This is a genomic window from Mesorhizobium sp. B2-4-19 (assembly GCF_006441315.1).
In the GTDB taxonomy this organism is placed as follows: domain Bacteria; phylum Pseudomonadota; class Alphaproteobacteria; order Rhizobiales; family Rhizobiaceae; genus Mesorhizobium.
This window is the reverse complement of sequence record NZ_VFUV01000014.1, coordinates 47,152-69,854: the sequence shown is the minus strand read 5'-3', so window position 1 is coordinate 69,854 and position 22,703 is coordinate 47,152. Positions and strand designations below refer to the sequence as shown.

At 63.9% G+C, this 22,703-nt stretch carries 21 protein-coding genes; 14 read left to right on the top strand and 7 right to left on the bottom strand.

Annotation, left to right across the window (positions count from 1 at the left end):
- Window positions 1–167: 167 nt before the first annotated feature.
- A complete protein-coding gene (locus FJ546_RS21975; RefSeq protein ID WP_140891252.1) occupies window positions 168–899 on the bottom strand; it encodes a L,D-transpeptidase in 732 nt (243 codons plus the stop codon).
- Between the two features lie 215 nt (window positions 900–1,114).
- Here FJ546_RS21975 and FJ546_RS21970 point away from each other — a divergent pair, with 215 nt between their 5' ends.
- Window positions 1,115–1,753 carry a DNA-3-methyladenine glycosylase I gene (locus tag FJ546_RS21970; protein ID WP_095786844.1) on the top strand — a complete coding sequence of 213 codons (639 nt, stop codon included), beginning with the start codon at window positions 1,115–1,117 and terminating at the stop codon, window positions 1,751–1,753.
- An 87-nt stretch (window positions 1,754–1,840) separates the two neighbouring features.
- On the opposite strand, the gene FJ546_RS21965 is transcribed toward FJ546_RS21970, so the two are convergent.
- On the bottom strand, window positions 1,841–2,092 hold the full coding sequence (locus tag FJ546_RS21965; protein WP_140891251.1) for a hypothetical protein: 252 nt from the start codon (window positions 2,090–2,092) through the stop codon (window positions 1,841–1,843).
- Window positions 2,093–2,342: 250 nt separating this feature from the next.
- Here FJ546_RS21965 and hisS point away from each other — a divergent pair, with 250 nt between their 5' ends.
- From hisS to FJ546_RS21940, 5 genes are all read left to right on the top strand, one after another.
- Window positions 2,343–3,860 carry a histidine--tRNA ligase gene (gene hisS, locus FJ546_RS21960; RefSeq protein WP_140891250.1) on the top strand — a complete coding sequence of 506 codons (1,518 nt, stop codon included), beginning with the start codon at window positions 2,343–2,345 and terminating at the stop codon, window positions 3,858–3,860.
- A 51-nt stretch (window positions 3,861–3,911) separates the two neighbouring features.
- Window positions 3,912–5,033, top strand: a complete 1,122-nt coding sequence (locus FJ546_RS21955; RefSeq protein ID WP_140891249.1) for an ATP phosphoribosyltransferase regulatory subunit — start codon at window positions 3,912–3,914, stop codon at window positions 5,031–5,033.
- Window positions 5,030–5,728, top strand: a complete 699-nt coding sequence (gene hisG, locus FJ546_RS21950) for an ATP phosphoribosyltransferase (protein ID WP_140891248.1) — start codon at window positions 5,030–5,032, stop codon at window positions 5,726–5,728. The genes FJ546_RS21955 and hisG overlap by 4 nt, the downstream gene beginning before the upstream one ends.
- Before the next feature lie 102 nt (window positions 5,729–5,830).
- Window positions 5,831–7,603 carry an AMP-binding protein gene (locus FJ546_RS21945; protein ID WP_140891247.1) on the top strand — a complete coding sequence of 591 codons (1,773 nt, stop codon included), beginning with the start codon at window positions 5,831–5,833 and terminating at the stop codon, window positions 7,601–7,603.
- A gap of 69 nt (window positions 7,604–7,672) precedes the next feature.
- Complete coding sequence (locus FJ546_RS21940; RefSeq protein WP_140891246.1) at window positions 7,673–8,776, top strand: calcium:proton antiporter; 1,104 nt, start codon at window positions 7,673–7,675, stop codon at window positions 8,774–8,776.
- A gap of 146 nt (window positions 8,777–8,922) precedes the next feature.
- On the opposite strand, the gene FJ546_RS21935 is transcribed toward FJ546_RS21940, so the two are convergent.
- Window positions 8,923–9,831 carry a LysR family transcriptional regulator gene (locus FJ546_RS21935; protein WP_140891245.1) on the bottom strand — a complete coding sequence of 303 codons (909 nt, stop codon included), beginning with the start codon at window positions 9,829–9,831 and terminating at the stop codon, window positions 8,923–8,925.
- A 32-nt stretch (window positions 9,832–9,863) separates the two neighbouring features.
- Between FJ546_RS21935 and FJ546_RS21930 the strand changes: the two genes are divergently transcribed.
- Together FJ546_RS21930 and FJ546_RS21925 are read left to right on the top strand one after the other, a co-directional pair.
- Entirely contained in the window at window positions 9,864–10,739 is an 876-nt protein-coding gene (locus tag FJ546_RS21930) for a methyltransferase domain-containing protein (protein ID WP_246686912.1), read from the top strand.
- Between the two features lie 12 nt (window positions 10,740–10,751).
- A complete protein-coding gene (locus FJ546_RS21925; protein ID WP_140891244.1) occupies window positions 10,752–11,276 on the top strand; it encodes a hypothetical protein in 525 nt (174 codons plus the stop codon).
- Between the two features lie 52 nt (window positions 11,277–11,328).
- On the opposite strand, the gene FJ546_RS21920 is transcribed toward FJ546_RS21925, so the two are convergent.
- Both FJ546_RS21920 and FJ546_RS21915 read right to left on the bottom strand, forming a co-directional pair.
- Window positions 11,329–12,003 carry a TetR/AcrR family transcriptional regulator gene (locus FJ546_RS21920; protein ID WP_140891243.1) on the bottom strand — a complete coding sequence of 225 codons (675 nt, stop codon included), beginning with the start codon at window positions 12,001–12,003 and terminating at the stop codon, window positions 11,329–11,331.
- A gap of 103 nt (window positions 12,004–12,106) precedes the next feature.
- A complete protein-coding gene (locus FJ546_RS21915; RefSeq protein ID WP_140891242.1) occupies window positions 12,107–13,051 on the bottom strand; it encodes a nucleoside hydrolase in 945 nt (314 codons plus the stop codon).
- 103 nt (window positions 13,052–13,154) lie between these two features.
- On the opposite strand from FJ546_RS21915, the gene FJ546_RS21910 reads away from it, so the two are divergent.
- Genes FJ546_RS21910 through FJ546_RS21895 form a run of 4 tightly spaced genes read left to right on the top strand, consistent with a single transcriptional unit; the run spans window position 13,155 to window position 16,859 of the window.
- A complete protein-coding gene (locus tag FJ546_RS21910) occupies window positions 13,155–14,168 on the top strand; it encodes a 2OG-Fe(II) oxygenase family protein (RefSeq protein WP_140891241.1) in 1,014 nt (337 codons plus the stop codon).
- A gap of 31 nt (window positions 14,169–14,199) precedes the next feature.
- Window positions 14,200–15,057 carry an ABC transporter substrate-binding protein gene (locus FJ546_RS21905; protein WP_140891240.1) on the top strand — a complete coding sequence of 286 codons (858 nt, stop codon included), beginning with the start codon at window positions 14,200–14,202 and terminating at the stop codon, window positions 15,055–15,057.
- A gap of 57 nt (window positions 15,058–15,114) precedes the next feature.
- The gene (locus FJ546_RS21900) at window positions 15,115–16,056 is read left to right on the top strand and encodes an amino acid ABC transporter permease (RefSeq protein WP_140891239.1); all 942 of its coding nucleotides are present in this window, start codon (window positions 15,115–15,117) and stop codon (window positions 16,054–16,056) included.
- The gene (locus FJ546_RS21895; RefSeq protein WP_019860003.1) at window positions 16,053–16,859 is read left to right on the top strand and encodes an amino acid ABC transporter ATP-binding protein; all 807 of its coding nucleotides are present in this window, start codon (window positions 16,053–16,055) and stop codon (window positions 16,857–16,859) included. Before FJ546_RS21900 ends, FJ546_RS21895 begins: the two co-directional genes overlap by 4 nt.
- A gap of 18 nt (window positions 16,860–16,877) precedes the next feature.
- Here the strand turns inward: FJ546_RS21895 and FJ546_RS21890 are convergent, their stop codons facing one another.
- Complete coding sequence (locus tag FJ546_RS21890; protein WP_140891238.1) at window positions 16,878–17,786, bottom strand: hydrogen peroxide-inducible genes activator; 909 nt, start codon at window positions 17,784–17,786, stop codon at window positions 16,878–16,880.
- 149 nt (window positions 17,787–17,935) lie between these two features.
- Between FJ546_RS21890 and katG the strand changes: the two genes are divergently transcribed.
- The gene (gene katG / locus FJ546_RS21885; RefSeq protein WP_140891237.1) at window positions 17,936–20,149 is read left to right on the top strand and encodes a catalase/peroxidase HPI; all 2,214 of its coding nucleotides are present in this window, start codon (window positions 17,936–17,938) and stop codon (window positions 20,147–20,149) included.
- A gap of 232 nt (window positions 20,150–20,381) precedes the next feature.
- Here the strand turns inward: katG and FJ546_RS21875 are convergent, their stop codons facing one another.
- The gene (locus FJ546_RS21875; RefSeq protein WP_140891235.1) at window positions 20,382–21,059 is read right to left on the bottom strand and encodes an MIP family channel protein; all 678 of its coding nucleotides are present in this window, start codon (window positions 21,057–21,059) and stop codon (window positions 20,382–20,384) included.
- A gap of 302 nt (window positions 21,060–21,361) precedes the next feature.
- On the opposite strand from FJ546_RS21875, the gene FJ546_RS21870 reads away from it, so the two are divergent.
- A complete protein-coding gene (locus tag FJ546_RS21870) occupies window positions 21,362–22,651 on the top strand; it encodes an RsmB/NOP family class I SAM-dependent RNA methyltransferase (protein ID WP_140891234.1) in 1,290 nt (429 codons plus the stop codon).
- Window positions 22,652–22,703: the final 52 nt, after the last annotated feature.

Below are 22,703 nucleotides of genomic sequence, written 5' to 3'. Positions count from 1 at the left end.
CGACGCGGGCTTGTCGCAGGTGCGGCACGCCGATCAAAGAAGAAGGGCAGCGCGGTTTCCCGTGCTGCCCTTCCTGACTGACCGCATCCCCATACGGCCCGTCCCCCGTTATTCCTTCCGACTTCAGGAAACGATGTGCTTCCCGACCAGCTGATTCGCTGCGGCTATCATATCACCTCGACCGTGGTTCCGACATTGACCCGTTCATAAAGGTCGACCACGTCCTCGTTGCGCATGCGGATGCAGCCTGACGACACCGCGCCGCCGATCGTCCATGGCTGGTTGGTGCCGTGGATGCGGTATTCGGTCGTGCCGAGGTAGAGTGCGCGGGCGCCGAGCGGGTTCTCGATGCCGCCGGCCAGATAGGTCGGCAGATAGCGGCCCTTGGCGGCTTCGCGCTTGATCATCTGCGCCGGCGGGCGCCAGTCCGGCCACTCGCGCTTGTTGGTGATCTTGTGCGTGCCCGACCATTCGAAGCCTGGCTTGCCGGTGCCGACGCCGTAGCGCCGCGCCTTGCCGTTCTTCTCGACCAGATAGAGGAAATTCTGCGTCGTATCGATGACGATCGTGCCCGGCTTCTGCGGGCCGTCATAGGCGACTTCCTGCGGCAGGTAGACCGGGTTGATCTGTTGGCGCATGACCATGCGTTTCGCCGGCGCCTGCACGGCCGCCGTCTGCACGCGGTCTGGCTGTGCCGGTTGCGCGGTGCGCAGGCGCGGCTGCTGGCGGTTCTGCCGCACGATGCCGGGCGCATTGCCGAGCTGCAGCACCCAGGGGGCGGAAAGGTCGGGGCTCACCATCACCGGCGGCCTGTCGGCATAGCGGTCGCCAGCGGCCGAGGGTGTGACGCCGGCAAACACAGCCACGGCGCCGAGCACGGAAAACACAACTCTCTTCATCGGGAACGCACCTTAGATCGTCTGATACACCGGGTGGAAACGCTCCCCCGGTCCAGCGATCATTGGCGCGCAAGCAGCAACCGAAACATGAATCGGAATGCGTAAAATGCGGTTCTGTCAGTAAACCTTTTGGTGTGGTTACCGCCGGGTTCAGGAATCTGGTAAAGCCACGGTAAAAGCTGCGCCAGAGCGCGTTAACGGATGGACTTTTCGCAATGAGCAATGAAAACACCGGCCTGCTTGCCGGCCCCGACGGGGTCGCGCGCTGCTTCTGGCACGGCAATCTGCCCGACTATCTGCACTATCATGATCATGAATGGGGCCGGCCGGTGGCCGACGACCGCAGGCTGTTCGAAAAGATCTGCCTCGAAGGGTTCCAGTCCGGCCTGTCCTGGCTGACCATCCTGCGCAAACGCGAGAATTTCCGCGAGGCCTTCGCCGGCTTCGATTTCGACAAGGTCGCCGCCTTCACCGACAAGGATGTCGAACGCCTGCTTGGCAATGCCGGCATCATCCGCCATCGCGGCAAGATCGTCTCGACCATCAACAATGCCAAGCGCGCCCGCGAAATGGTCGACGAGTTCGGATCGCTCGCCGCCTGGTTCTGGAAGTTCGAACCCGGCAAGGCGGAACGGCCCGAAATCGTCGACCTCGCCCATCTGCGCGCCAACCCGACGACGGCGGTCTCGGTGCGGATTTCGAAGGAATTGAAGAAGCGCGGCTGGAGTTTTGTCGGCCCGACCACGGTCTATGCCTTCATGCAGGCCATGGGCTTGGTCAACGACCATCTCGAGGGCTGTGTCTGCCGCAAGCAGGTGGAGAAGGAACGTAAGGCGTTCAAACGGCCGACGTAGCTCCCTTCTCCTCGTTCACGGGGAGAAGCCCAGCCGCATGCCCAACCCCGCGATCAAGAAAATATGGAACCAACGAAGCGGGCGGTTTCAGGTGCCGTTGGCGCTGGCCAGGAACAGTCCGGCGACGATCGCCACCACCGTGGCCACCGTCGGATAGATCACCAGCAGGCCGGTCACCAGGGCGTCGCGCAGGGTGGGGGCCTTGCCGGCGTCGGCGGGCACCTCGAACGGTCCGGCAGCCTGGCCAACCGGTTTCGGCACATGGGTGCCGGCCGGGCGCAGCCGCGCTGGCAATTCGCCGGCATCGCCGTTGGCATGGAATTTCACTGCGCTGGTCATGTCCCCAACCCCTTCGTGTCGATGCGTCATATCGGCTCCGATTGTGTCGGCACGATGCCGCGCCCATGGCGGGATTGTTTCATTCTCGATGCGTTTCTGTTTCAGGGCGGTTCGGTTCCTCCTTTCTCTCAGCAGGAGAGGCAAGGCTGCAAACCCTTGCCGCACAAAGCTGCATCGGTTAGGACACGCGCGCTGCGGAAATAGGAGATTTCCTATCGCTCAGCGCCACGAAACACCGAGTACCCTTCCCATGGCCGACAAATCGGAAAAGACGAAAGCGCGGCTGCCGCGCGGTTTTGCCGACCGCAGCGCCGAGGACATCCGCGCCGTCGAAAAGATGATGGCGACGATCCGCTCGGTCTATGAACTCTACGGTTTCGAACCGGCCGACCAGCCGCTGATCGAATACACCGATGCGCTCGGAAAATTCCTGCCCGACCAGGACCGGCCGAACGAGGGCGTGTTCTCTTTCCAGGACGATGACGAGCAGTGGCTGTCGCTGCGCTACGACCTGACCGCGCCGACGGCGCGTTTCGTCGCCGAGAATTACGAGCGCCTGCCAAAGCCCTACCGCAGCTACCGCTCCGGCTGGGTGTTCCGCAACGAGAAGCCCGGCCCCGGCCGCTTCCGCCAGTTCATGCAGTTTGACGCCGACACGATCGGCACGCCGGGCGTCGCCGCCGACGCCGAGATGGCGATGATGATGGCCGACGTCATGGAAGCGCTCGGCGTCAAGCGCGGCGACTACGTCATCCGCGTCAACAACCGCAAGGTGCTCGACGGCGTGCTGGAGGCGATCGGCCTTGGCGGCGACGAGAACGCCGGACGCCGGCTGACCGTGCTGCGCGCGATCGACAAGCTGGACAAGCTCGGGCCGGAAGGGGTGAAGTTGCTACTAGGTGCCGGCCGCAGGGACGAGAGCGGAGATTTTACGAAGGGGGCCGGATTAGACAAGCAAGGTATAGAGTTGGTGATGAACTGTGTCGCAGCAGTTGCCGAGATGCGCTCCAGCAACCATGCCATCCTACAAGATCTGAAAGTCTCCCTCGACAACATATCGGCCTGTGAGGCAGGCTTGAACGAACTCGAACAAATTGCATTGCTTTGCGACGCGGCAGGATATGGGCCGGCGCGAGTTAAAATAGACCCCTCCGTCGTCCGCGGCCTCGAATATTACACCGGCCCGGTCTTCGAAGCCGAACTTCTGGCCGAAATCCCCAACGAGGACGGCCAGATCGTGCGCTTCGGCTCAGTCGGCGGCGGCGGGCGCTATGACGGCCTGGTCTCGCGCTTCCGCGGCGAGCCGGTGCCGGCGACCGGCTTCTCCATAGGTGTCAGCAGGCTGATGACGGCGCTGAAGAACCTCGGCAAGCTCGACAGCGCCGACGTGATCGCGCCGGTCGTGGTCCTGGTCATGGACAAGGACACCGAAAGCCTCGGCCGCTACCAGAAGATGGTGAGCGAATTGCGCGCCGCCGGCATCCGTTCCGAAATGTATCTCGGCGGGGCCGGCATGAAGGCGCAGCTGAAGTATGCCGACCGGCGCGGTTGCCCGGTCGCCATTATCCAGGGCGGCGACGAGCGCGCCAAGGGCGAGCTGCAGATCAAGGATCTGATCGAAGGCGCGCGCATGTCGGCCGAAATCACCGACAACGCCGAATGGCGCGCCGCACGCCCGGCGCAGGTGACGGTGGCGGAGGATGAATTGGTCGCGGAAGTGAAGAAGATCCTGGCGGCGCAGGCCGAGGAGAGGGCGCGTGGCAAGTAGAGGCCGCCCCGCTGGTCCCAAATCACCTGGTCGTGCGATACGGAGTCCAAATTGACCTCCCGCTTCCCCGCCATCGCAGCCGACATCACCGGCCTCTTCGCCACCCGCGACACGCATGCGGTAGAGGTCGCCATATTGCAGCCGGCGGACCCGTTCCTCGACATGGCCGGCGAGGATCTGCGCCGCCGCATCTTCCTCACCGAGAGCGAGACCGGGCAGACACTGTGCCTGCGGCCGGAATTCACCATTCCGGTCTGCCTCGACCATATAAGCTCGCAGGCCGGAACGCCGCGCCGCTATTCCTATCTCGGCGAAGTCTTTCGCCAGCGCCGCGAAGGCGGCAACGAGTTCTTCCAGGCCGGCATTGAGGATCTCGGCGACAGTGACACCGCCGAGGCCGACGCCCGCTCGGTGGCCGATGCGCATGCGCTGCTGTCGCTGGTGCTGCCTGGGCGGTCGCTTGCGGCCACGCTGGGCGATCAGGGCATCTTCGAAGCGGTGCTGGCGGCGCTCGGCCTGCCGCGCGGCTGGCGCATGCGGCTGGCCCGTGCCTTCGGCTCGGCGCCGATGCTGCAGGCGGCATTGGGCGACCTTGCCAACCCGCCGCGCAATGGCCAGCTTTCCGGCGACGTCGCTGCCCTTGTCCTTGACGGGGATCTTGAAGGTCTTTCGGCGCACATCGCCGGCGGCATGGAAGAGGCCGGCCTGTCGGCATCGGCCGGCCGCGCGCCCTCCGACATTGCGCGGCGGCTGATCGAGAAGGCCGAATTGCGCAGCGTGCGGCTGTCGAACGAGGCCTTCGCGGCGCTGAAGAATTTTCTGGCGATCGACGTGCCGCTCGATGGCGCGGCGCAAGCGCTGGAAGGCTTTGCCGCCGGCGCCGGGCTGTCGCTGGGCGCCGCGCTGGAGAAATTCGCTGCCCGTGCCAAGGCGATCGAGGCGCATGGCCTGCCGGCGGAAAAAATCCGCTACGATGCCGCCTTCGGCCGTCCGCTCGATTATTACACCGGTGTGGTCTTCGAAATCGCGGCGCAAGGCGGCGGGAGCCCCCTGGCCGGTGGCGGCCGCTATGATCGGCTGCTGACCTTGCTTGGCGCCAAGACGGCGATCCCCGGCGTCGGCTTTTCCGTCTGGCTCGACCGCATCGAGGCGTTGCGGGAGACGGCACCATGATCACGCTGGCGATCCCATCGAAAGGCCGGCTCAAGGAACAGGCGCTGGAGGTGCTGGCCAAGGCCGGCCTCGCCATCAGCCGGCCCGGCGACGACCGCAAATATCATGCCCGTGTCGAGGGCCTGGACAATGTCGAGGTCGCCTTCCTGTCGGCTTCCGAGATTGCAGGCGAGATCGGCCAGGGCGCGGTCGATCTCGGCATCACCGGCGAAGATCTGGTGCGGGAAAACCTCGCCGATTGGGAAGCCCGCGCCGAAATCGTCGCCCGCCTCGGCTTCGGCCATGCCGATGTCGTGGTGGCGGTGCCCGAAATCTGGCTCGATGTCGACACCATGGCCGATCTCGACGACGTCGCCGCCGATTTCCGCCAGCGCCACGGCCGGCGGCTGCGCATTGCCACCAAATACTGGCGGCTGACACAGCAGTTCTTTTCGCAGAAACACGGCATCCAGGTCTATCGCATCGTCGAAAGCCTGGGTGCCACCGAAGGCGCGCCGGCGGCCGGGCTGGCCGATGTCATCGTCGACATCACCACCACCGGCTCGACGCTGCGCGCCAACCATCTCAAGGTGCTGGGCGACGGCGTGGTCTTGAAGTCGCAGGCCTGTCTGGTCGCGTCGAAAAAGGCGCGTACCGCAGGCGATGAAGCCACCTTGCGCGACATCGCGGCGAAGATGGCGGTGGCGGTCGGATAGCCAAACCGCCCCTCCGAGGGACCAGAACTCCTCGACTATCGACAGGATTTCCACTGCCACGCCGGGCTGATAGACTCGGCGCGGCCTGGGGAGGAAACAGCGATGCCGGTCAATCTCGACGAGCTGAAGAACGCCACCAATCTGCGCGGCCGCGCTGGGCGCGCCGGCAGCGTCTTTATCGCACCCGTCGACGGCAGGGCGCATGTCTCGGGGGAGCGCAAGGTGCCGCTGCTCGACAAGACCATTCCCGCCCTTTTCTCCGACACGGCCGGCAAATACGCCACGCAGGATGCCGCCGTTTTCGTCGGACAGGACAAGCGCTTCACCTGGAGCGAACTGTCCGACACGGTGGATGCGCTGGCTGCCGGCTTCCTGGCACTGGGTCTCGAAAAGGGCGACCGCGTCGGCATCTGGTCGCCCAACCGCTGGGAATGGCTGGTGACGCAGTTCGCCACCGCCCGCATCGGCCTGATCCTGGTTAATATCAACCCGGCCTACCGGCTGACCGAGCTGGAATATGCGCTGAACAAGGTCGGCTGCAAGGCTTTGGTCACGGCCGCCAGTTTCAAGACCTCGGACTATCTCGGCATGATCGAGACGCTGGCGCCGGAGATCGCGAAGGCCGCGCCGGGCAAGCTGAAGGCGCAAAAATTGCCTGATCTGAAGATCGTCATCCGCATGGGCGAGGACAATTCGCCGGGCATGTTCAATTTCGCCGACGTGCTGGCCATGGCCGGCCGCGACGAGCATGACAGTCTCGACCGCATTTCCGAGGGGCTGAAGCCCGGCGATGCGATCAATATCCAGTTCACCTCGGGCACGACGGGCGCGCCCAAGGGCGCGACGCTCACGCACCACAACATTGTCAACAACGGCAATTTCGTCACCTCCGCGATCAAGCTCACCGTTGACGACCGGCTCTGCATCCCGGTGCCGCTCTATCATTGCTTCGGCATGTCGATGGGCACGATGGGCTGCGTCACCAAGGGCGCGACCATGGTGTTTCCGGGCGAGGGCTTCGACCCGGGCGCCACGCTGAAGGCGGTGGCGCAGGAGCGCTGCACCGGCCTCTATGGCGTGCCGACCATGTTCGTCGGCATGCTCGACCATGCGGATTTCGCGACCTTCGACCTCTCTAGCCTGCGCACCGGCATCATGGCCGGTTCGCCATGCCCGATCGAGGTGATGAAGAAGGTGGTGTCGCTGATGCATATGTCCGAGGTGACCATCGCCTACGGCATGACCGAAACCAGCCCGGTCTCCTTCCAGAGCGGCGTCGACGACCCGCTGGAAAAGCGCGTTTCCACCGTCGGGCGCATCCACCCTCATGTCGAGGTCAAGGCCATCGACGCCGACGGCGCCACCGTCGCGGTCGGCGCGCCGGGCGAGCTCTGCACACGCGGCTATTCCGTGATGAAGGGCTATTGGGACGACGCCGAAAAGACCCGCGAGGCGATCGACGCCGACGGCTGGATGCACACCGGCGACCTCGCCACCATCGACGCGGAGGGCTATTGCAACATCGTCGGCCGGGTCAAGGACATGGTCATCCGCGGCGGCGAGAACGTCTATCCCAGGGAGGTCGAGGAATTCCTCTACCGCCATCCCAAGGTCAGGGAGGTGCAGGTCTTCGGCATTCCCGACCAGAAATATGGAGAGGAGCTGTGCGCCTGGATCGTGCTCAAGCCCGGCCAGATCGCCACCGAGCAGGAGATCAAGACCTTCTGTGCCGGCCAGATCGCCCACTACAAGATCCCGCGCCACATCCGCTTTCGCACCGAATTGCCGATGACGGTGACCGGCAAGCCGCAGAAGTTCCTGATGCGTCAGGCGATGATCGAGGAACTGGGGCTGGTGGCGCAGAAGACGGCGTGAACGGGTCAACGCTTCGATCTGTCGGTGCGCGAATGCAGCCAAGGTTCGCAGAAGCACGCAGGGGCTTGGATGAGCGGTTTCGGACGATCGATGACTTCCTATGCGATGCCGCTGGCCGCCTTGGTGATGGCCGTCGCGGTCAGAGCGAGCGGGCTGTCGGTGGACCAGGGTTCGCTGAACGCCAGGATCCTTGTCGGTGCGATGTCGAGTGCGATCATGTTCGTCACCATTTTCGTGGTGCTCGACCACGCCGAGGCGGTGGCTCGGCGGGTGGGGGAGCCGTACGGCACGCTGGTGCTGACCTTTGCCGTCACGGCAATCGAAGTGTCGATCATCGTCTCCATGATGCTGCATGGAGAGAACAACCCGACGCTGGCACGGGAGTCCGTCTTCTCGACGGTGATGATCACATCCACCGGCGTTGTCGGCATGTGTCTCGCGCTTGGCGGCTGGCGTCATCGCAAGCAGGCCATCGTGCGGCAAGGGACCAGTGCCTATCTGGCGGTTCTGATCGCGCTGACCGTGATGACGCTTATTCTGCCGACTTACACCCAGGCCACGGATCCCGGCACGTTTTCGGCAGCCCAACTTGGTCTCGTCAGCGTCCTTTCAGTGCTGCTCTATGCAAGCTTCGTGTTCGCGCAGACCATCCGGCACCGGGAAGACTTTATCCAGGGACAACAACACGACGTTTCGGTGCGCGCTGCCCCTCACGAGAACATCTCTGCCAGCGCTCTGCTGCTGATGGCCGGGCTGATCGGAATAGTCATGCTCGCCGAGCAGGTCGCGGCAAGCGTCGAAGATACCCTCGTTGCCTATCAGGTGACCCAGGCTGACAGCATTGTGGGGGCAATGATCGCGGGGCTGGTGTTGATGCCGGAGGCCATTTCGGCGGTGCGCGCTTCACTCAACAACGAGCTGCAGCGCGGTTTGAATGTCGCGATGGGTTCGGCCTGCGCCACGATCGGCCTGACCATACCGGGAGTCGCAGCCGCCAGCCTGCTGACGGGGAGAGGACTGACCCTGGGGCTGCCGGCTGCTGACGCGGTCCTTTTGGTCTTGGCGCTTTTCATATGCAATGTAAGCTTCAGCACTGAAAGAACGACGTTCTTGACCGGAATGGTCCATCTTGTAGTATTTTTTACTTATGTATTTCTGATATTTGTACCATGAAATCTCTGATGCAAGTGAGCGATCAGATGCGGGATGACGCACCCGCTGATCAGGAAACCGTTGCCGACCGGGTTATCGAGAGAGCAGTCATCCGCTTCCGCAACGAACTGCCGATGACGCCGAGGGGGGCGGCCCTCTTGATTGCCTCAGATCGCGGATTTGAGGTGATCGATGAAGGCGCGCAGTTTCGGCAGGATCTGGCGCTTGCCGGGGTGATAGAGGAAGACGCCCGGCGTCGTCGCCGCGATGGTGTCCAGCACGGGCTCGAGTTTTCCCTGTTCTATCGGACCTTCGGCGACCGGTCGTGGGATCTGCGCCAGCCCAATCCCTCGCATCGCGGTTCCGAGCAATGTCGGATAGTCGTGGGCGATCAGCGGGCCTGAGACCATCGCCTCGATCGCTTCGTTGCCGTCGACGAACGTCCACGGCGCGATGGCGCCGTTGGAACGGCGCAGGCGCAGGCAGGCATGCTGGCGCAAATCGTCGATACGCTCAGGGTGGCCATGGCGATCGAGATAGTCGGGACTGCCGACGACCACGAACGAGAAGGACGGCGTCAGCCGCACCGCCACCATGTCGGTGGCAATGAACTGCCCGAGGCGGATGCCGGCATCGAACCCGCCTGTCGCCAGATCGACCATCTCGTCGCTCGCGGCGATCTCCAGTTCGACTTCGGGATAGGCCTGGCAGAACGACGCGATCACCGGCTCCAGGATCAACGGCACGACGGCGCGCGGCACCGACAGGCGCAGCAGGCCGGTCGGCCGCTGGCCGACGTCACGCGCGGCCTCGCCCGCGGCGACGATCTCCTCGAAGCCGGGGCCGGCACGGTCGAGGAAGCGCTGACCGGCCTCGGTCAGGCCGACACTGCGTGTCGTGCGGACAAACAGCGCCGCGCCGATGCGGGCTTCCAGCGCGCGCACCGCCTGGCTCACGGCCGACGGCGTCACGCCGAGATCGGCGGCGGCGCGGCGGAAGTTGCGGTGTCTGGCGACAGCCAGGAACACCTCGACGCCCTCCAGCGCCCCGTGCCGGATTGTGTAGTTCTGCTTCATGGGTTGTTGTGATTACACCGGATAGTCGAACGATGGAAGCGGGTTTAGGTAAGAGCTTGAGACAGGAGCATCTTGCCATGACCGATGAACTTGATGGAGTGCGCGACCACTATCGCGCGACCGGCCTGACTGAACGGTTGAGGACGGTACTGGCTGAGTTCGGCCCGGAGCATCAGCTTCTCACGCCGCAGCAACTGGGCACCCTCGACCAGTTTCACACCCGTGGGCTTGCGGCCACCGCCGAGCTTGCCCAATTGGCTGACATCACCGCCGGCATGTCGGTTCTGGACGTTGGCTCGGGCGTCGGCGGGCCGGCGCGCTTCCTGGCTGCGACCTATGGCTGCCTGGTTGCCGGCGTGGACCTCAGCGAGCCTTTCGTGGATGCCGCGCGCTATCTGACCGAGCGCACGGGGCAAGGCGGGCAATTGTCGTTCCAGACCGCCAACGCCCTGGAGCTTCCGTTCGATGACGGCCGTTTCGACATCGTGCTGCTGCAGCATGTGGCGATGAACATCTCCGACCGGGGGCGGCTCTATCGCGAGATTCGCCGCGTGCTGAAATCAGGCGGCAGGTTTGCCACCTTCGACGTGGTGCTGTGCGGCGGCCAGCCGCACTATCCGCTTCCCTGGGCGCGAACACCGGCGACGAGCTTCCTCATGACAATCGATGCGACGCGTGAGGCGATCGACCCGGCGGGCTTCCATATGCTGGCATGGCAAGACGACACCGAGGCGGCCAAGGCCTGGTTCGCACAGTTGCGGGCATCGGGTCCGCCGCCTTCGCCAAATCTCGGCGTGGTGATGGGGCCGGACTTCGCCGAGCTTGCAGCCAATTTGGGACGAAATCTCATGGAAGGCCGGCTCGGCATCCTGACCGCGGTGTTCGAGGCCGCGCCGACCAACAGCTGACGGGAGACCACAATGTCGACGGAAATGCTTTTCCAGATCCAGCTCGTACTCGGCTATGTCGCATGGCTGCTGTGCTTCGGTGCCTACATCTGGCCCTGGCTGAGCTCGATGGAGGGGGTCGCGGCGCAACGCGCCATTGCCACCCTGCACAGTTTCCGCTTCTTCGGGCTCGTCTTCATCCTTCCGGGCGTCGTCAGCCCTGACCTGCCCGCCAGCTTCGCCACCTTTGCCGCCTATGGCGACTTCGCAACCGGGGTGTTGGCCATGCTGGCACTGTTTAGCGTAAGGATACGCCCGCTTTTCTGGCTATTCGTCGTTGCCTTCAATGTCGTCGGGACCATCGACCTTATCGTCGATTATTATCAAGCCATCCAGGCCGATCTTCCCGCCCATGCCGGATTGCTGGGTGCGACCTATGCGATCCCGGTCATCTACGTGCCGCTGCTGATGATCACGCACCTCGTCGCGTTCTATTTTCTGGTGCGTCCCCACCAGAACGCGACTCGCGCCATGGCAGGTGATGCGGCTGCTTCCTAGATCCTCGGAGGCCCGCTGGACGCACCGCGGCCCGCTATTGCCGGCACGCCATCTATCGCCGTCCGCTCTGGATCTCCGACGGCCGCGGCGCCGAGCCTGGCTCCTGCACCAGCGGTCCGAGCAGGACCTCTCCGAACAGCGGCTGGTAGCTCCTGCGCACCGCCGGGTCCTCCTTGAAGGACAGCGCGTACTGGCCGATCTGGTGGAAATAGGTGATGCGTGCCCTGACCAGGCTTTCGTCCTCGGGATAGCCCATGGCGCGGAAGGAGCGGATCAACAGCGCGATGCGCAGATCGTCCATGTCCTTGACCTCCTGCGCCAGCTTCTTCGACGTTCGCGACCAGTCGCGCACGGCCAGATCAAGCAGCGGGCTGAACGGTGCTTCATCCACCCAGACATGCACGATGTCGGTGAAGAACTGCAGGCCGTCTATGTCGTGCATGTCGCGCATGGCCCAGAACGGCGCGCAATTGGTGTTTCGCCATTCCTGCAGCAGGCCGTCGCGAAGGTCGGCCAGGCTGGCGAAGTGGAAGTAGAAACTGCCGCGCGTCACCTTGAACTGGCGCGCCAGGCGGTCGATCTTGACCTCGCCGATGCCGCGCTTCTCCAGCACCTTGCGCGCGGCCGTGATCCAGGCCTCGCGGCTGAGCGTCTGCCGCGCCGCTTTCGCAGGCGGAGCAGCTTTGGACGGTCTCTTGCTTCTGGCCGGGGTACTTTCGGCTTTCATCTGATCAGGACCTTCATCGCCATGCGCGACGCCTGCAAGCCGTTCGTCGGCTTCGATGCGCTTCGCGACTCATCAAGTGTCCATCTATCGCGGACGGCGCAACTCAGGGCAATGCGCTGATCCGCTCCAGCATCAACTCGAAGAACGGCGCCGGGTCGATGCGTCGCAGGACATTGCAGTTCTTGCGCCGGCCGGTCACATGCCACCAGTCGACCACGGTCATGCCGATCGTCTCCGGCGACACGATGTCGACCGTCACCGCGCATTGGCGCTGCTCATAGATTTGCGGCGCCAGCAGATAGCCGGTGACGCAGGCATCGTGGATGGGGCGGGCCGGCGTTTCGAATTTGTGCGTGCCGTACTGGCGGTAGAAATCGGCCAGATTGGCGGCCTCGATCGCCGCCCGGCTGCCGGTTGCCCGCAGTCGGTCGAGCCATTCCGGCGTCATCAGCGCGGTGTAAGTGCAGTCTATACCAGCCATGGTCACCGGCACGCCGCTGTCGAATACCTTATGCGCGGCATGCGGATCGACGAAGATGTTGAATTCCGCCGCCGGCGTGGCGTTGCCGCCCTGGAAGAAGCCGCCGCCCATCAGCACGACTTCGCGCAGCCGGGGCACGATCCTCGGCTCCATGGTCATGGCCATTGCGAAATTGGTCATCGGCCCGAGCGTGCAGACGGTCAACTCACCCTCCGGCGCGTCCATGATGGTGCGCACCAGATAATTCACTGCGTGTTCACTTTGCAGAGGCGTCACCGGTTCGGGAAGATCGGCGCCGTCGAGGCCGGTTTCGCCGTGAACATATTCGGCGGTGATCAGCTTGCGCACCATCGGCGCCGGACATCCGGCATGCACCGGCACATCAGGCCGTCCGGCAAGCTCCACCACCTTGAGCGCATTCTTCGACGTCAGGGCAAGCGGCACGTTGCCGCCGACCGTGGTGATGCCGACCACGTCGAGTTCGGCCGGCGACCCCAGCGCGAAGAGGATGGCGAAGGCGTCGTCCTGGCCCGGATCGGTGTCGATGATGATCTTGCGTGGTGCCATGTTTGAGCGCTCTTCCTTTTGCGATCGAAAGCCTATTGATGAGGCCGTTCGGATGTGTAGAAATACAGTACTGTATCTTATGTTCAAGACAGGGTGTTCGAAAATGGATGCACAAGAGCGCGGCGATTTTTCCGAAATTCCGATCCTCGACGTTTCGGCGCTCTATGGCGACGATGAGGGTGCCGTCCGGGCAACGGCGGCGACGCTGCGCCGCTATCTCGAGACGATCGGCTTCCTCTATGTCACCGGGCACCCCATTCCGCGCGCCGATGTCGAAGCCGTGCGCGAAGCCAGCAAGCGCTTCTTTGCCTTGCCCGAGGAGGAAAAGGCGAAGCTGAAGATCGACAAGAATTTCCGCGGGTATCTGCCCTTTGCCGGCTCGACCATCGTGACCTCGTCGGTGGCAACCGTCAGCAAGCCCAACCAGAGCGAATCGATCTTCTTCATGCACGAGGTCGGCGCCGACGATCCAAGGGCCCTGGCCGAAAAGCCGCTGCAAGGCCCCAACCAATGGCCCGACGAAACGGCACTTGCCGGTTTCCGGGAGACGATAGAGCGTTATGTCGACGAGATGGGGACGCTCGCGCGCAAGATGGTTCGCGCCATCGCGCTCTCGCTCGGACTGCCCTCCGACAGCCTCGACCGCTATTTCGAGCAGCCGACGACCTTCCTGCGGCTGCTGCACTATCCGACGCAGCCCCAGGAAGAAGGGCTCTTCGGCTCGGCGCCGCACACCGACTACGGCTTCATCACCTTGCTGGCGCAGGACAATGTCGGCGGCCTCGAGGTCAAGAACAAGGCCGGCGACTGGGTTCCGGCACCTCCCGTTCCGGATTCCTTCGTGATGAATGTCGGCGACATACTGGCGCGCTGGTCGAACGACCAGTTCGTCTCGACGCCGCACCGGGTCATCAACCGGTCGGGACGCGAGCGCTATTCGCAGCCCTTCTTCTTCGATCCGTCCATGGACGAGACGATCGAGGCGCTGTCGGTCTGCGTGCCGGCCGGTACGCAGCCGAAATACGGGCCGGTGCTCTACGGCGACTATCTGATGGAGCGCATCGACAAGAACTACCACTATCGCAAGAAGAAGGCGGCGGAAGCCGCCGGCGCATAACGGCAAACAAGCAAAAGAAAGGGGAACAGCAATGAATGCATATCTGCGAATGACCGGCCTTGCGCTGGCGATATCCACCATGGCCTGGGGCGAGGTTTCCCAGGCCGCCGAGGTTGCGAAATCCACCGACGTCAAGCAGAGCGGAACGCTCGCCGTCGCCAACACGCTGGACTATGCGCCGTTCGAATATCTCGATGCCGACGGCAAGCAGACCGGCATCATCATCGAACTGGCCGGCGAAGTGGCCAAGCTCGTAGACGCCAAGCTCGACGTGCAGCGCACGCCCTTTCCCTCGATGATCCCAGGCCTTGCGGCCGGACGCTTCAAGATCGCCTGGGAGACGTTCTCGGCGACGCCCGAGCGGCTGAAGCAGGTCGATTTCGTCATGTTCCTCAAGGCCGGGCTCGCGGTCTCGACATCGCCCGACAAGAAGGCGAGCTTCAGCGGCGACACCCCGGTCTGCGGCAAGCGCATCGGCGTCTCGGCCGGTAGCGCCTCGGACTTCCTCGTCGACAAGCTGAGCAAGGAGTGTACCGACAAGGGCCAGGCGGCCATCGAGAAGTCGGTCTTCAACTCCTCGACCGATATCGTCCAGGCCGTGCTGTCGGATCGCGTTGATGCCCGCATGGACGATGCCACCGCTTCGAGCTATTTCGAAGTGACGAGCAAGGGCCAGCTGGTGGTGCTGCCGACGCTTTACGAGGTCGCGCCGCTCGGCATGGCGATTGCCAAGGACGACAAGGAGACCGCCGATATGATGGTGGGCGCGCTTGCCGAACTGTTCAAGAACGGCACCTACAAGGCTATCCTCGACAGATACGGCATGGGCGCCTACGCGATCAAGGAACCCTATTTCGTCGGCACCATGGACGCGCTTCGCGCCGAATAGGAATTACCCGGCGCCTGATCCTGGGTCAGGCGCCGGCCAGCAACCAGGAGACCATTGATGGGCGTGGCCCACCCGACCGAGATCGGCGTCGAGCCCGGCATTGCCGCCGCCGTGTCACGACTGACCGTCGTGCCGCAGCGCCGCTATGGCATCTGGATCGGCACGGCGTTCGCCTTGCTGCTGGCCTTCCTGATCGTCCGCGCTTTCGCCAGCAACCCAGCCTTCGCGTGGGGCACGGCCGCCGGCTACCTGTTCCATCCCTCGATCATGCGCGGCCTTGGCAACACGCTGGTGCTCACCGTCATCATCATGGCGCTGGCGATCGTGGTCGGCACCGTCATCGCCATCATGCGGGTGTCGCCAAGTCCGGTGCTGCGCGCCTTCGCGGGCGTCTATGTCTGGTTCTTCCGGGGTGTCCCGGCGCTGATTCAGCTCATCTTCTGGTTCAACCTGTCGCTGCTGGTGCGCGAAATCTCGCTCACTCTGCCCTTCCTGGGCACGCTGTTTTCCGTGCGCACCAACGATTTCATGACCCCGTTCTTCTCCGCGGTCGTCGCGCTTTCGCTGTGCGAGGCCGGCTACATGGCCGAAATCATCCGCGCCGGCATAAAGTCGGTGCCGTCGGGCCAGGCGGAAGCGGCGAGCGCGCTCGGCATGCCCTACCGCATGATCCTGAAGCGCATCACCCTGCCGCAAGCCATGCGCTTCGTGCTGCCGCCGACCGGCAACGAGGCGATCAACCTCCTGAAGATGACGTCGCTGGTGACCTTCATTGCGGTCGACGACCTGTTCTACACCGCGCAAAGCATCTATGCCCGCACCTTCGAGACCATCCCGCTCTTGATCGTGGTCGCCTTCTGGTACCTCGCCGTGGTCAGCATCCTGTCGGTTGGGCAGCATTTCCTGGAGCGCCATTTCGGCCGCAGCGACACGCGCCGTGAACCTCTGACGATGCGCGCCTTGCGCAACGTGATCAGCCTGCGCGGCGTTGCCCGATGAGCGATGTGAAGTCCGATAATCGCGCCCGCTTCGGCGTGCCGGCCGATTCCATGGTGTTCGCGCGCGGCGTGCGCAAAACCTATGGCTCGCTCGAGGTCCTCAAGGGTGTCGACTTCGACGTGCCCGAGGGCTCGGTGGCCTGCATCATCGGCCCGTCGGGATCCGGCAAGAGCACGTTCCTGCGCTGCATCAACCATCTGGAAAAACTCAGCGGCGGGATCCTGTTGGTGGACAGCCAGTTCGTCGGCTACGACCTCCAGGGCGACAGGCTCTACGAGGTCAAGGACGATCTCCTGTGCCAACGCCGGGCCGAGATCGGCATGCTGTTCCAGTCGTTCAATCTGTTCTCGCACATGACGGTGATGGAGAACCTGATCGAGGCGCCGACACAGGTGCGGCGCATCCCGGTCGACCAGGCCAAGGCCGAGGCGGAAGTCCTGCTAAGGCGCGTCGGACTTGCCGACAAGGTCGACCGCTATCCGCGCGAACTGTCCGGCGGCCAGCAGCAGCGTGTGGCGATCGCGCGCGCCATGGCGATGAAGCCGAAGGTGCTGTTGTTCGACGAGCCGACATCGGCACTCGACCCGGAACTGGTCGGCGAGGTGCTGCAGGTGATGCGCGATCTGGCCGAGAGCGGCATGACGATGGTCGTCGTCACTCACGAGATCGGCTTTGCCCGCGAGATCGGCGATCAGCTCGTCTTCATGGATGGCGGTGTGATCGTCGAACGCGGTGCACCGCGCGAGATGATCGCCAACCCGAAATCGCCGCGCACCCGCGAGTTTCTGTCCCGCGTTCTCTGACGTCCGGTTGATAATTTCTCACGCGGCCAAGACCGCCGCGCCGAGGCTGCGGATGATCTTGGCCAGTTCGACGCATTCGCCATGCCTTGCATTGTTCCGCCGCCAGGCAAGGCAGATCATGCGCTCCGGCATCGGTTCCTGGAACGGCACGATCTTGAGGTCGGGGATGGTGCCGGCTGGGCCGGTCGCCATTTCGGGGATCAGCGTGACGCCGAGCCCATGCGCCACCATCTGCAACAGCGTGGTCAGGCTGGTGGCGCCGTAGCTGGCCATCGCCACCGGCCGCACATTGCCGCAGACCGCCAGCGCCTGTTCGCGCAGGCAATGGCCCTCTTCCAGCAGCATCAGCCTTTCCAGCGCTGGGCTTTCGGGCGGAACCGGCGGCGAGGCGAAGGCCGGGTCGCCCGCCGGGACGGCAAGGAAGAACCGGTCCGAAAACAGCGCCTCGGTGATCAGGCCCGGATGATCGAGTGGAAGCGCCGCGATGAAGGCGTCGAGCTTGCGCGATGCGATGTCGTCGACCAGCGTGGCGGTCACCGCCTCGCGCAATTCGAGCAACAGGGCCGGAAAATGCTTTTTCAGTTCCGGCAAAGCGCGCGGCAGGAGATAGGGCGCGACCGTCGGGATGATGCCCAGCCGGAAGCGTCCCTCCATGGCAGTGCGGCCGCGCCTTGCCGTCGTTTCGACGTCGCGTATGTCGGCCAGGATGCGTTCGATGCGCGGTAAAAGCGCGATCGCTTCGTCGGTCATGCGCACCGACTTGCCGCCGCGTTCGAACAGCCGGCAGTTCAGCCTCTGTTCCATCTCCGCGATCTGCGAGGACAGCGCCGGCTGGCTGACACCGGCCAGTTTTGCCGCGCGTCCGAAATGCAGCGTCTGCGCCAGAGCGTCGAAATAATGCATCTGGCGAACTGTCAATCCGATCATAGGAAAATCCTATCGAAATGAACAGGAAAGGCAATTTGTTTTTATCGCCAATGCGGCCTAGTCTGGAATCATTCCAAGATGGTGCGGCCGACGAGCCGCCCCCAAAATCCTGGCAAAGATCAAGACTCGGCAAAAATCGGAGACTGAAGATGGACGCGAATACCGATGACAAAAGCGCGGGCAAATGCCCGGTCGCGCACGGAGCCGTTGGCAGGACCAATCGTGACTGGTGGCCGAACCAGCTTGACCTCGGCGTTCTCCACCAGCAGTCGAACCTGTCCGACCCGATGGGCGACGACTTCGACTATGCCAAGGAATTCGCGAGCCTAGATCTCGATGCTGTCATCAAGGACCTGCACCATGTGATGACGGATTCGCAGGATTGGTGGCCGGCCGACTTTGGTCACTACGGGCCGTTGTTCATCCGCATGGCCTGGCACAGTGCCGGCACCTATCGCATCGGTGACGGTCGCGGCGGCGCCGGCGCGGGCCAGCAGCGTTTCGCGCCGCTCAACAGCTGGCCGGACAACGCCAATCTCGACAAGGCACGCCGGCTCTTGTGGCCGATCAAGCAGAAATATGGCCGCAAGATTTCCTGGGCCGATCTGCTGATCCTCACCGGCAATGTCGCGCTGGAATCGATGGGCTTCAAGACCTTCGGTTTCGCCGGCGGCCGCGCCGATGTCTGGGAGCCCGAGCAGGACGTCGACTGGGGTTCCGAAGCCAAATGGCTCGGCGACGAGCGCTACTCCGGTGACCGTGAGCTTCGGGGCCATCTCGGCGCCGTGCAGATGGGCCTGATCTACGTCAATCCGGAAGGGCCGAACGGCAAGCCCGATCCGCTGGCCTCGGCACGCGACATCAGGGAAACCTTTGGCCGCATGGCCATGAACGACGAGGAGACGGTGGCGCTGATCGCCGGCGGTCACACCTTCGGCAAGACCCATGGCGCCGGCGATGCGTCGCTGGTGGGCGCTGAGCCGGAAGGCGCAGGCATCGAGACTCAAGGCCTAGGCTGGTCGAGCAAATATGCGTCAGGCATTGCCGGCGACGCCATCACCTCGGGCCTCGAGGTCATCTGGACCACGACGCCGACCAAATGGAGCAACAACTTCTTCGACAATCTGTTCAACTATGAATGGGAACTGACGAAGAGCCCGGCAGGTGCCCATCAGTGGACGCCGAAGGGCGGCGCCGGTGCCGGTACCGTGCCGGACGCGCACAATTCCTCCAAGCGCCACGCGCCTTCCATGCTGACCACCGACCTGGCGCTGCGGGTCGACCCGGCTTACGAGAAAATCTCGCGGCGTTTCCATGAGCATCCCGACCAGTTCGCCGATGCCTTTGCCCGCGCCTGGTTCAAGCTGACCCATCGCGACATGGGTCCGGTCGTGCGCTACCTCGGCCCGCTCGTGCCGAAGGAGGAACTGATCTGGCAGGATCCGATCCCTGCAATCGACCACGAACTGGTCGGCGAACAGGATATCGCGTCGCTGAAGGCAAAGATCCTGGCGTCGGGTCTGTCCGTTTCCGAGCTGGTTTCGACCGCCTGGGCATCGGCCTCGACCTTCCGCAACTCCGACAAGCGTGGCGGCGCCAATGGCGCACGCATCCGGCTGGCGCCGCAGAAAGACTGGGACGTCAACCAGCCGGCCGAATTGTCGAAGGTGCTTGCCAAGCTCGAAGGCATCCAAAAGCAGTTCAATGCGGCACAGACAGGCGGCAAGAAGGTCTCGCTTGCCGACCTGATCGTGCTCGGCGGCGTCGCCGCGGTCGAGAAAGCGGCAAAGGATGGCGGCAACGACGTCAAGGTGCCGTTCACGCCAGGCCGCATGGACGCCTCGCAGGAACAGACCGATATCGCCTCCTTTGCAGCACTCGAGCCGAAAGTCGACGGCTTCCGCAACTATGTCAGGGGCAAGCAGCCAATGTCGGTCGAAGCCATGCTGGTCGACCGGGCGCAGTTGCTGGGCCTGACGGCGCCGGAGCTTACAGTGCTCGTCGGCGGTCTGCGGGTGCTTGGCGCCAACACCGGCAAGTCCAGGCACGGCGTGTTCACCGACAGGCCGGGCACGCTGACCAACGACTTCTTCGTCAACCTGCTCGGCATGAACACGGTCTGGGATCCGGCCGCCGGTTCCGAGCCGGGTTCGGATGAAGTCTACGAAGCGCGCGACCGCAAGACCAAGGCAGTCAAGTGGACCGGCACCCGCGCCGACCTGATCTTCGGCTCGCACGCGCAGCTGCGTGCGCTGGCCGAGGTCTACGGATCGGCGGACGCCAAGGCGAAATTCACGAGGGATTTCGTCAAGGCGTGGACCAAGGTGATGAACGCCGACCGCTTCGAGGTCTTCGCGAAGTAAGGTCCATCCTCCCAACAAAAAAGGCGCGGGCCGTGGCCCGCGCCTTCAGACTGCTGACAAACCTCCGCACGTCTCGAAATCACCCAAGATTCACGGAACGTCTCAGATTCAGATCGCGAACAAACCGGAATCAAAACCCCTCGATTTTGACTGCTGTCAAAAACCGAGGGGTTTGTAATCAATCTGAAGGCGCGGGCCGTGGCCCGCGCCTTTTGCATGCAGGCTTTCGGGATCAATCCTTCTCGAAGATGCGTGCCTTGGCGACGACACCGGCGATGGCGCCGCCGATCAGCGGGGCGACGATGAACAGCCAGAGCTGGCTGAGCGCCGCACCGCCGGTGAACAGCGCAGGGCCGATGGAGCGGGCGGGATTGACCGAGGTGCCGGTGACCGGGATCATGGCGAAGTGAATGCCCGCCAGCGTCAGGCCGATGACCAGACCGGCAAACGCCGTCGAGTGCTTTTCAGCGGTCACGCCGAGGATCACCGTGACGAAGGTGAAGGTGCCGATCAGCTCCCACAGGAAAGCCGAGCTCATGCCCCATTTCGCCACGTCCCAGCCATTGGCGCCGAAGTTGGTGATGGGTTCGCCGGCCTTGCCGGAGACGATGATCCACAGTGCCAGCGAAGCCAGGATGGCGCCGATGATCTGCGCGATCCAGTAGGGGATGACGTCCTTTGCCGGCAGCCGACCGGCGAGGAAGACGCCGAGCGTCACCGCCGGATTGAGATGTGCGCCCGAAATCGGGCCGATCGCATAGGCCGCGGCGATGAGGCCGATGCCGAATGCCAGACCGATGCCTTCCTGACCGAGCGGCAGCGCGCCGCCGAAGCCGCCCGTCACCACCGACGCCGTGCCGATGAATACCAACAGAAATGTGCCTAGAACTTCCGCCAGATAAGTTTTCATTGCCCTCTCCTCTTAGCGATCCGCCGGTTCGCGTTTTCCGCGCCGCGAATCATGGTGTGAAGAGTATTCCCAACGGAAAAACTTGGAAAGCAGAGCAGTTGCGCCAAAGGCCGTGCTTGCAGTCGCCAGTTGCGAACATTAGAGATCTTGCATCTATTGATCGATCTGCTGTTGCCGGCCCGCGATATTTATCGACCGGACAGATTTCAGGTGACCTCTTCGTAGCGTGGCGGAGCGGGGTTCAATCCGAACGCGAAAGGCTCTAAGAGCAGGCGATAAATTTCGATTTGATGGAATGATCAATGCGACTGGGCGGACGGCTGGCTGCGGCCATCGAAGTGCTGGAGGACATTGGCCGGCGTCACCGCCCGGTGGCCGATGCGCTGAAAGATTGGGGCCTGTCACACCGCTTCGCCGGTGGCGGCGATCGCGCGGCGATCGGCAACATCGTCTACGACGCGCTGCGCCGCAAACGTTCCGCCGGCTGGCTGCTCGGCGAAGACACGCCGCGCGCCGTCGGCTTCGGCGCGTTGCTGCTCGAATGGGGCCAGACGGCGCAGTCGCTCAACGACGCGCTCGACGGCGACAAGTTCGCGCCGCCGCTGCTCAGCGCCACCGAACTGCAGACGATTGCCGGTCGCCGGCTTGCCGACGCGCCGCCCGCGGTGCGTGCCGACATACCAGATTGGTGTGAACCGCTTTTCGAACGGGCTTTTGGCGAGGCATGGGTCGGGGAGGGTGCGGCGCTGGCGACCCGCCCGCCGCTCGACATAAGGGTCAACACGCTGCAGGCCGATCGCGCCAGGGTGCTCAAGGAACTGGCCGATACAGGGGCGCAGACCGCGCCGATCGCGCCGCTCGGCATCCGCATTCCGCCCATCGACGGCGACGGCAGGCACCCGAACGTGCAGGTCGAGCCCGCCTTCCAGAAAGGCTGGTTCGAGGTCCAGGACGAGGGCTCGCAAATAGCGGCAGCACTTGCCGGCGCCGAGGCCGGCATGCAGGTGCTCGACTTCTGTGCCGGCGCCGGCGGCAAGACATTGGCGCTGTCGGCTGCGATGGACAATCGCGGCCAGATCTTTGCCCATGATGCCGAAAAGGCCCGCGTTGCGCCAATCTTCGACCGGATCCGCCGCTCGGAAAACCGCAACGTGCAGGTCGTCACCAAGCCGGCCGAACTCACTCCGCTCTCCAATCACATGGACATCGTGCTGGTCGACGCGCCTTGCACCGGCAGCGGCACCTGGCGGCGCCGTCCCGATGCAAAATGGCGGCTGACGCAAAGGCAGCTCGATGCCCGCAAGGGCGAGCAGTCGGCGATCCTCGATGCCGCACAAGCCTATGTCAAACCCGGCGGCCTGCTGGTCTACATCACCTGCTCGGTATTCTCCGAGGAGAATGGCGAGCAGATCGCCGCGTTCCGCGAGCGCAACAGCCGTTTTGTTCCGATTGACCACCGCGCACTGTGGGAGAGCCATTTCCCCGGCCACGAGGCCGCCGCACGGATCGGTTCCGCCGGCGATATCTCACTGTCGCCGTTGCTGAGCGCAACGGACGGGTTCTATTTCTGCGCGCTGCGCCGGACCAACTGAGCCAGCCGGATCTCCGGCCACTCAACCCATGACGGCCGACGGGACGAATTGT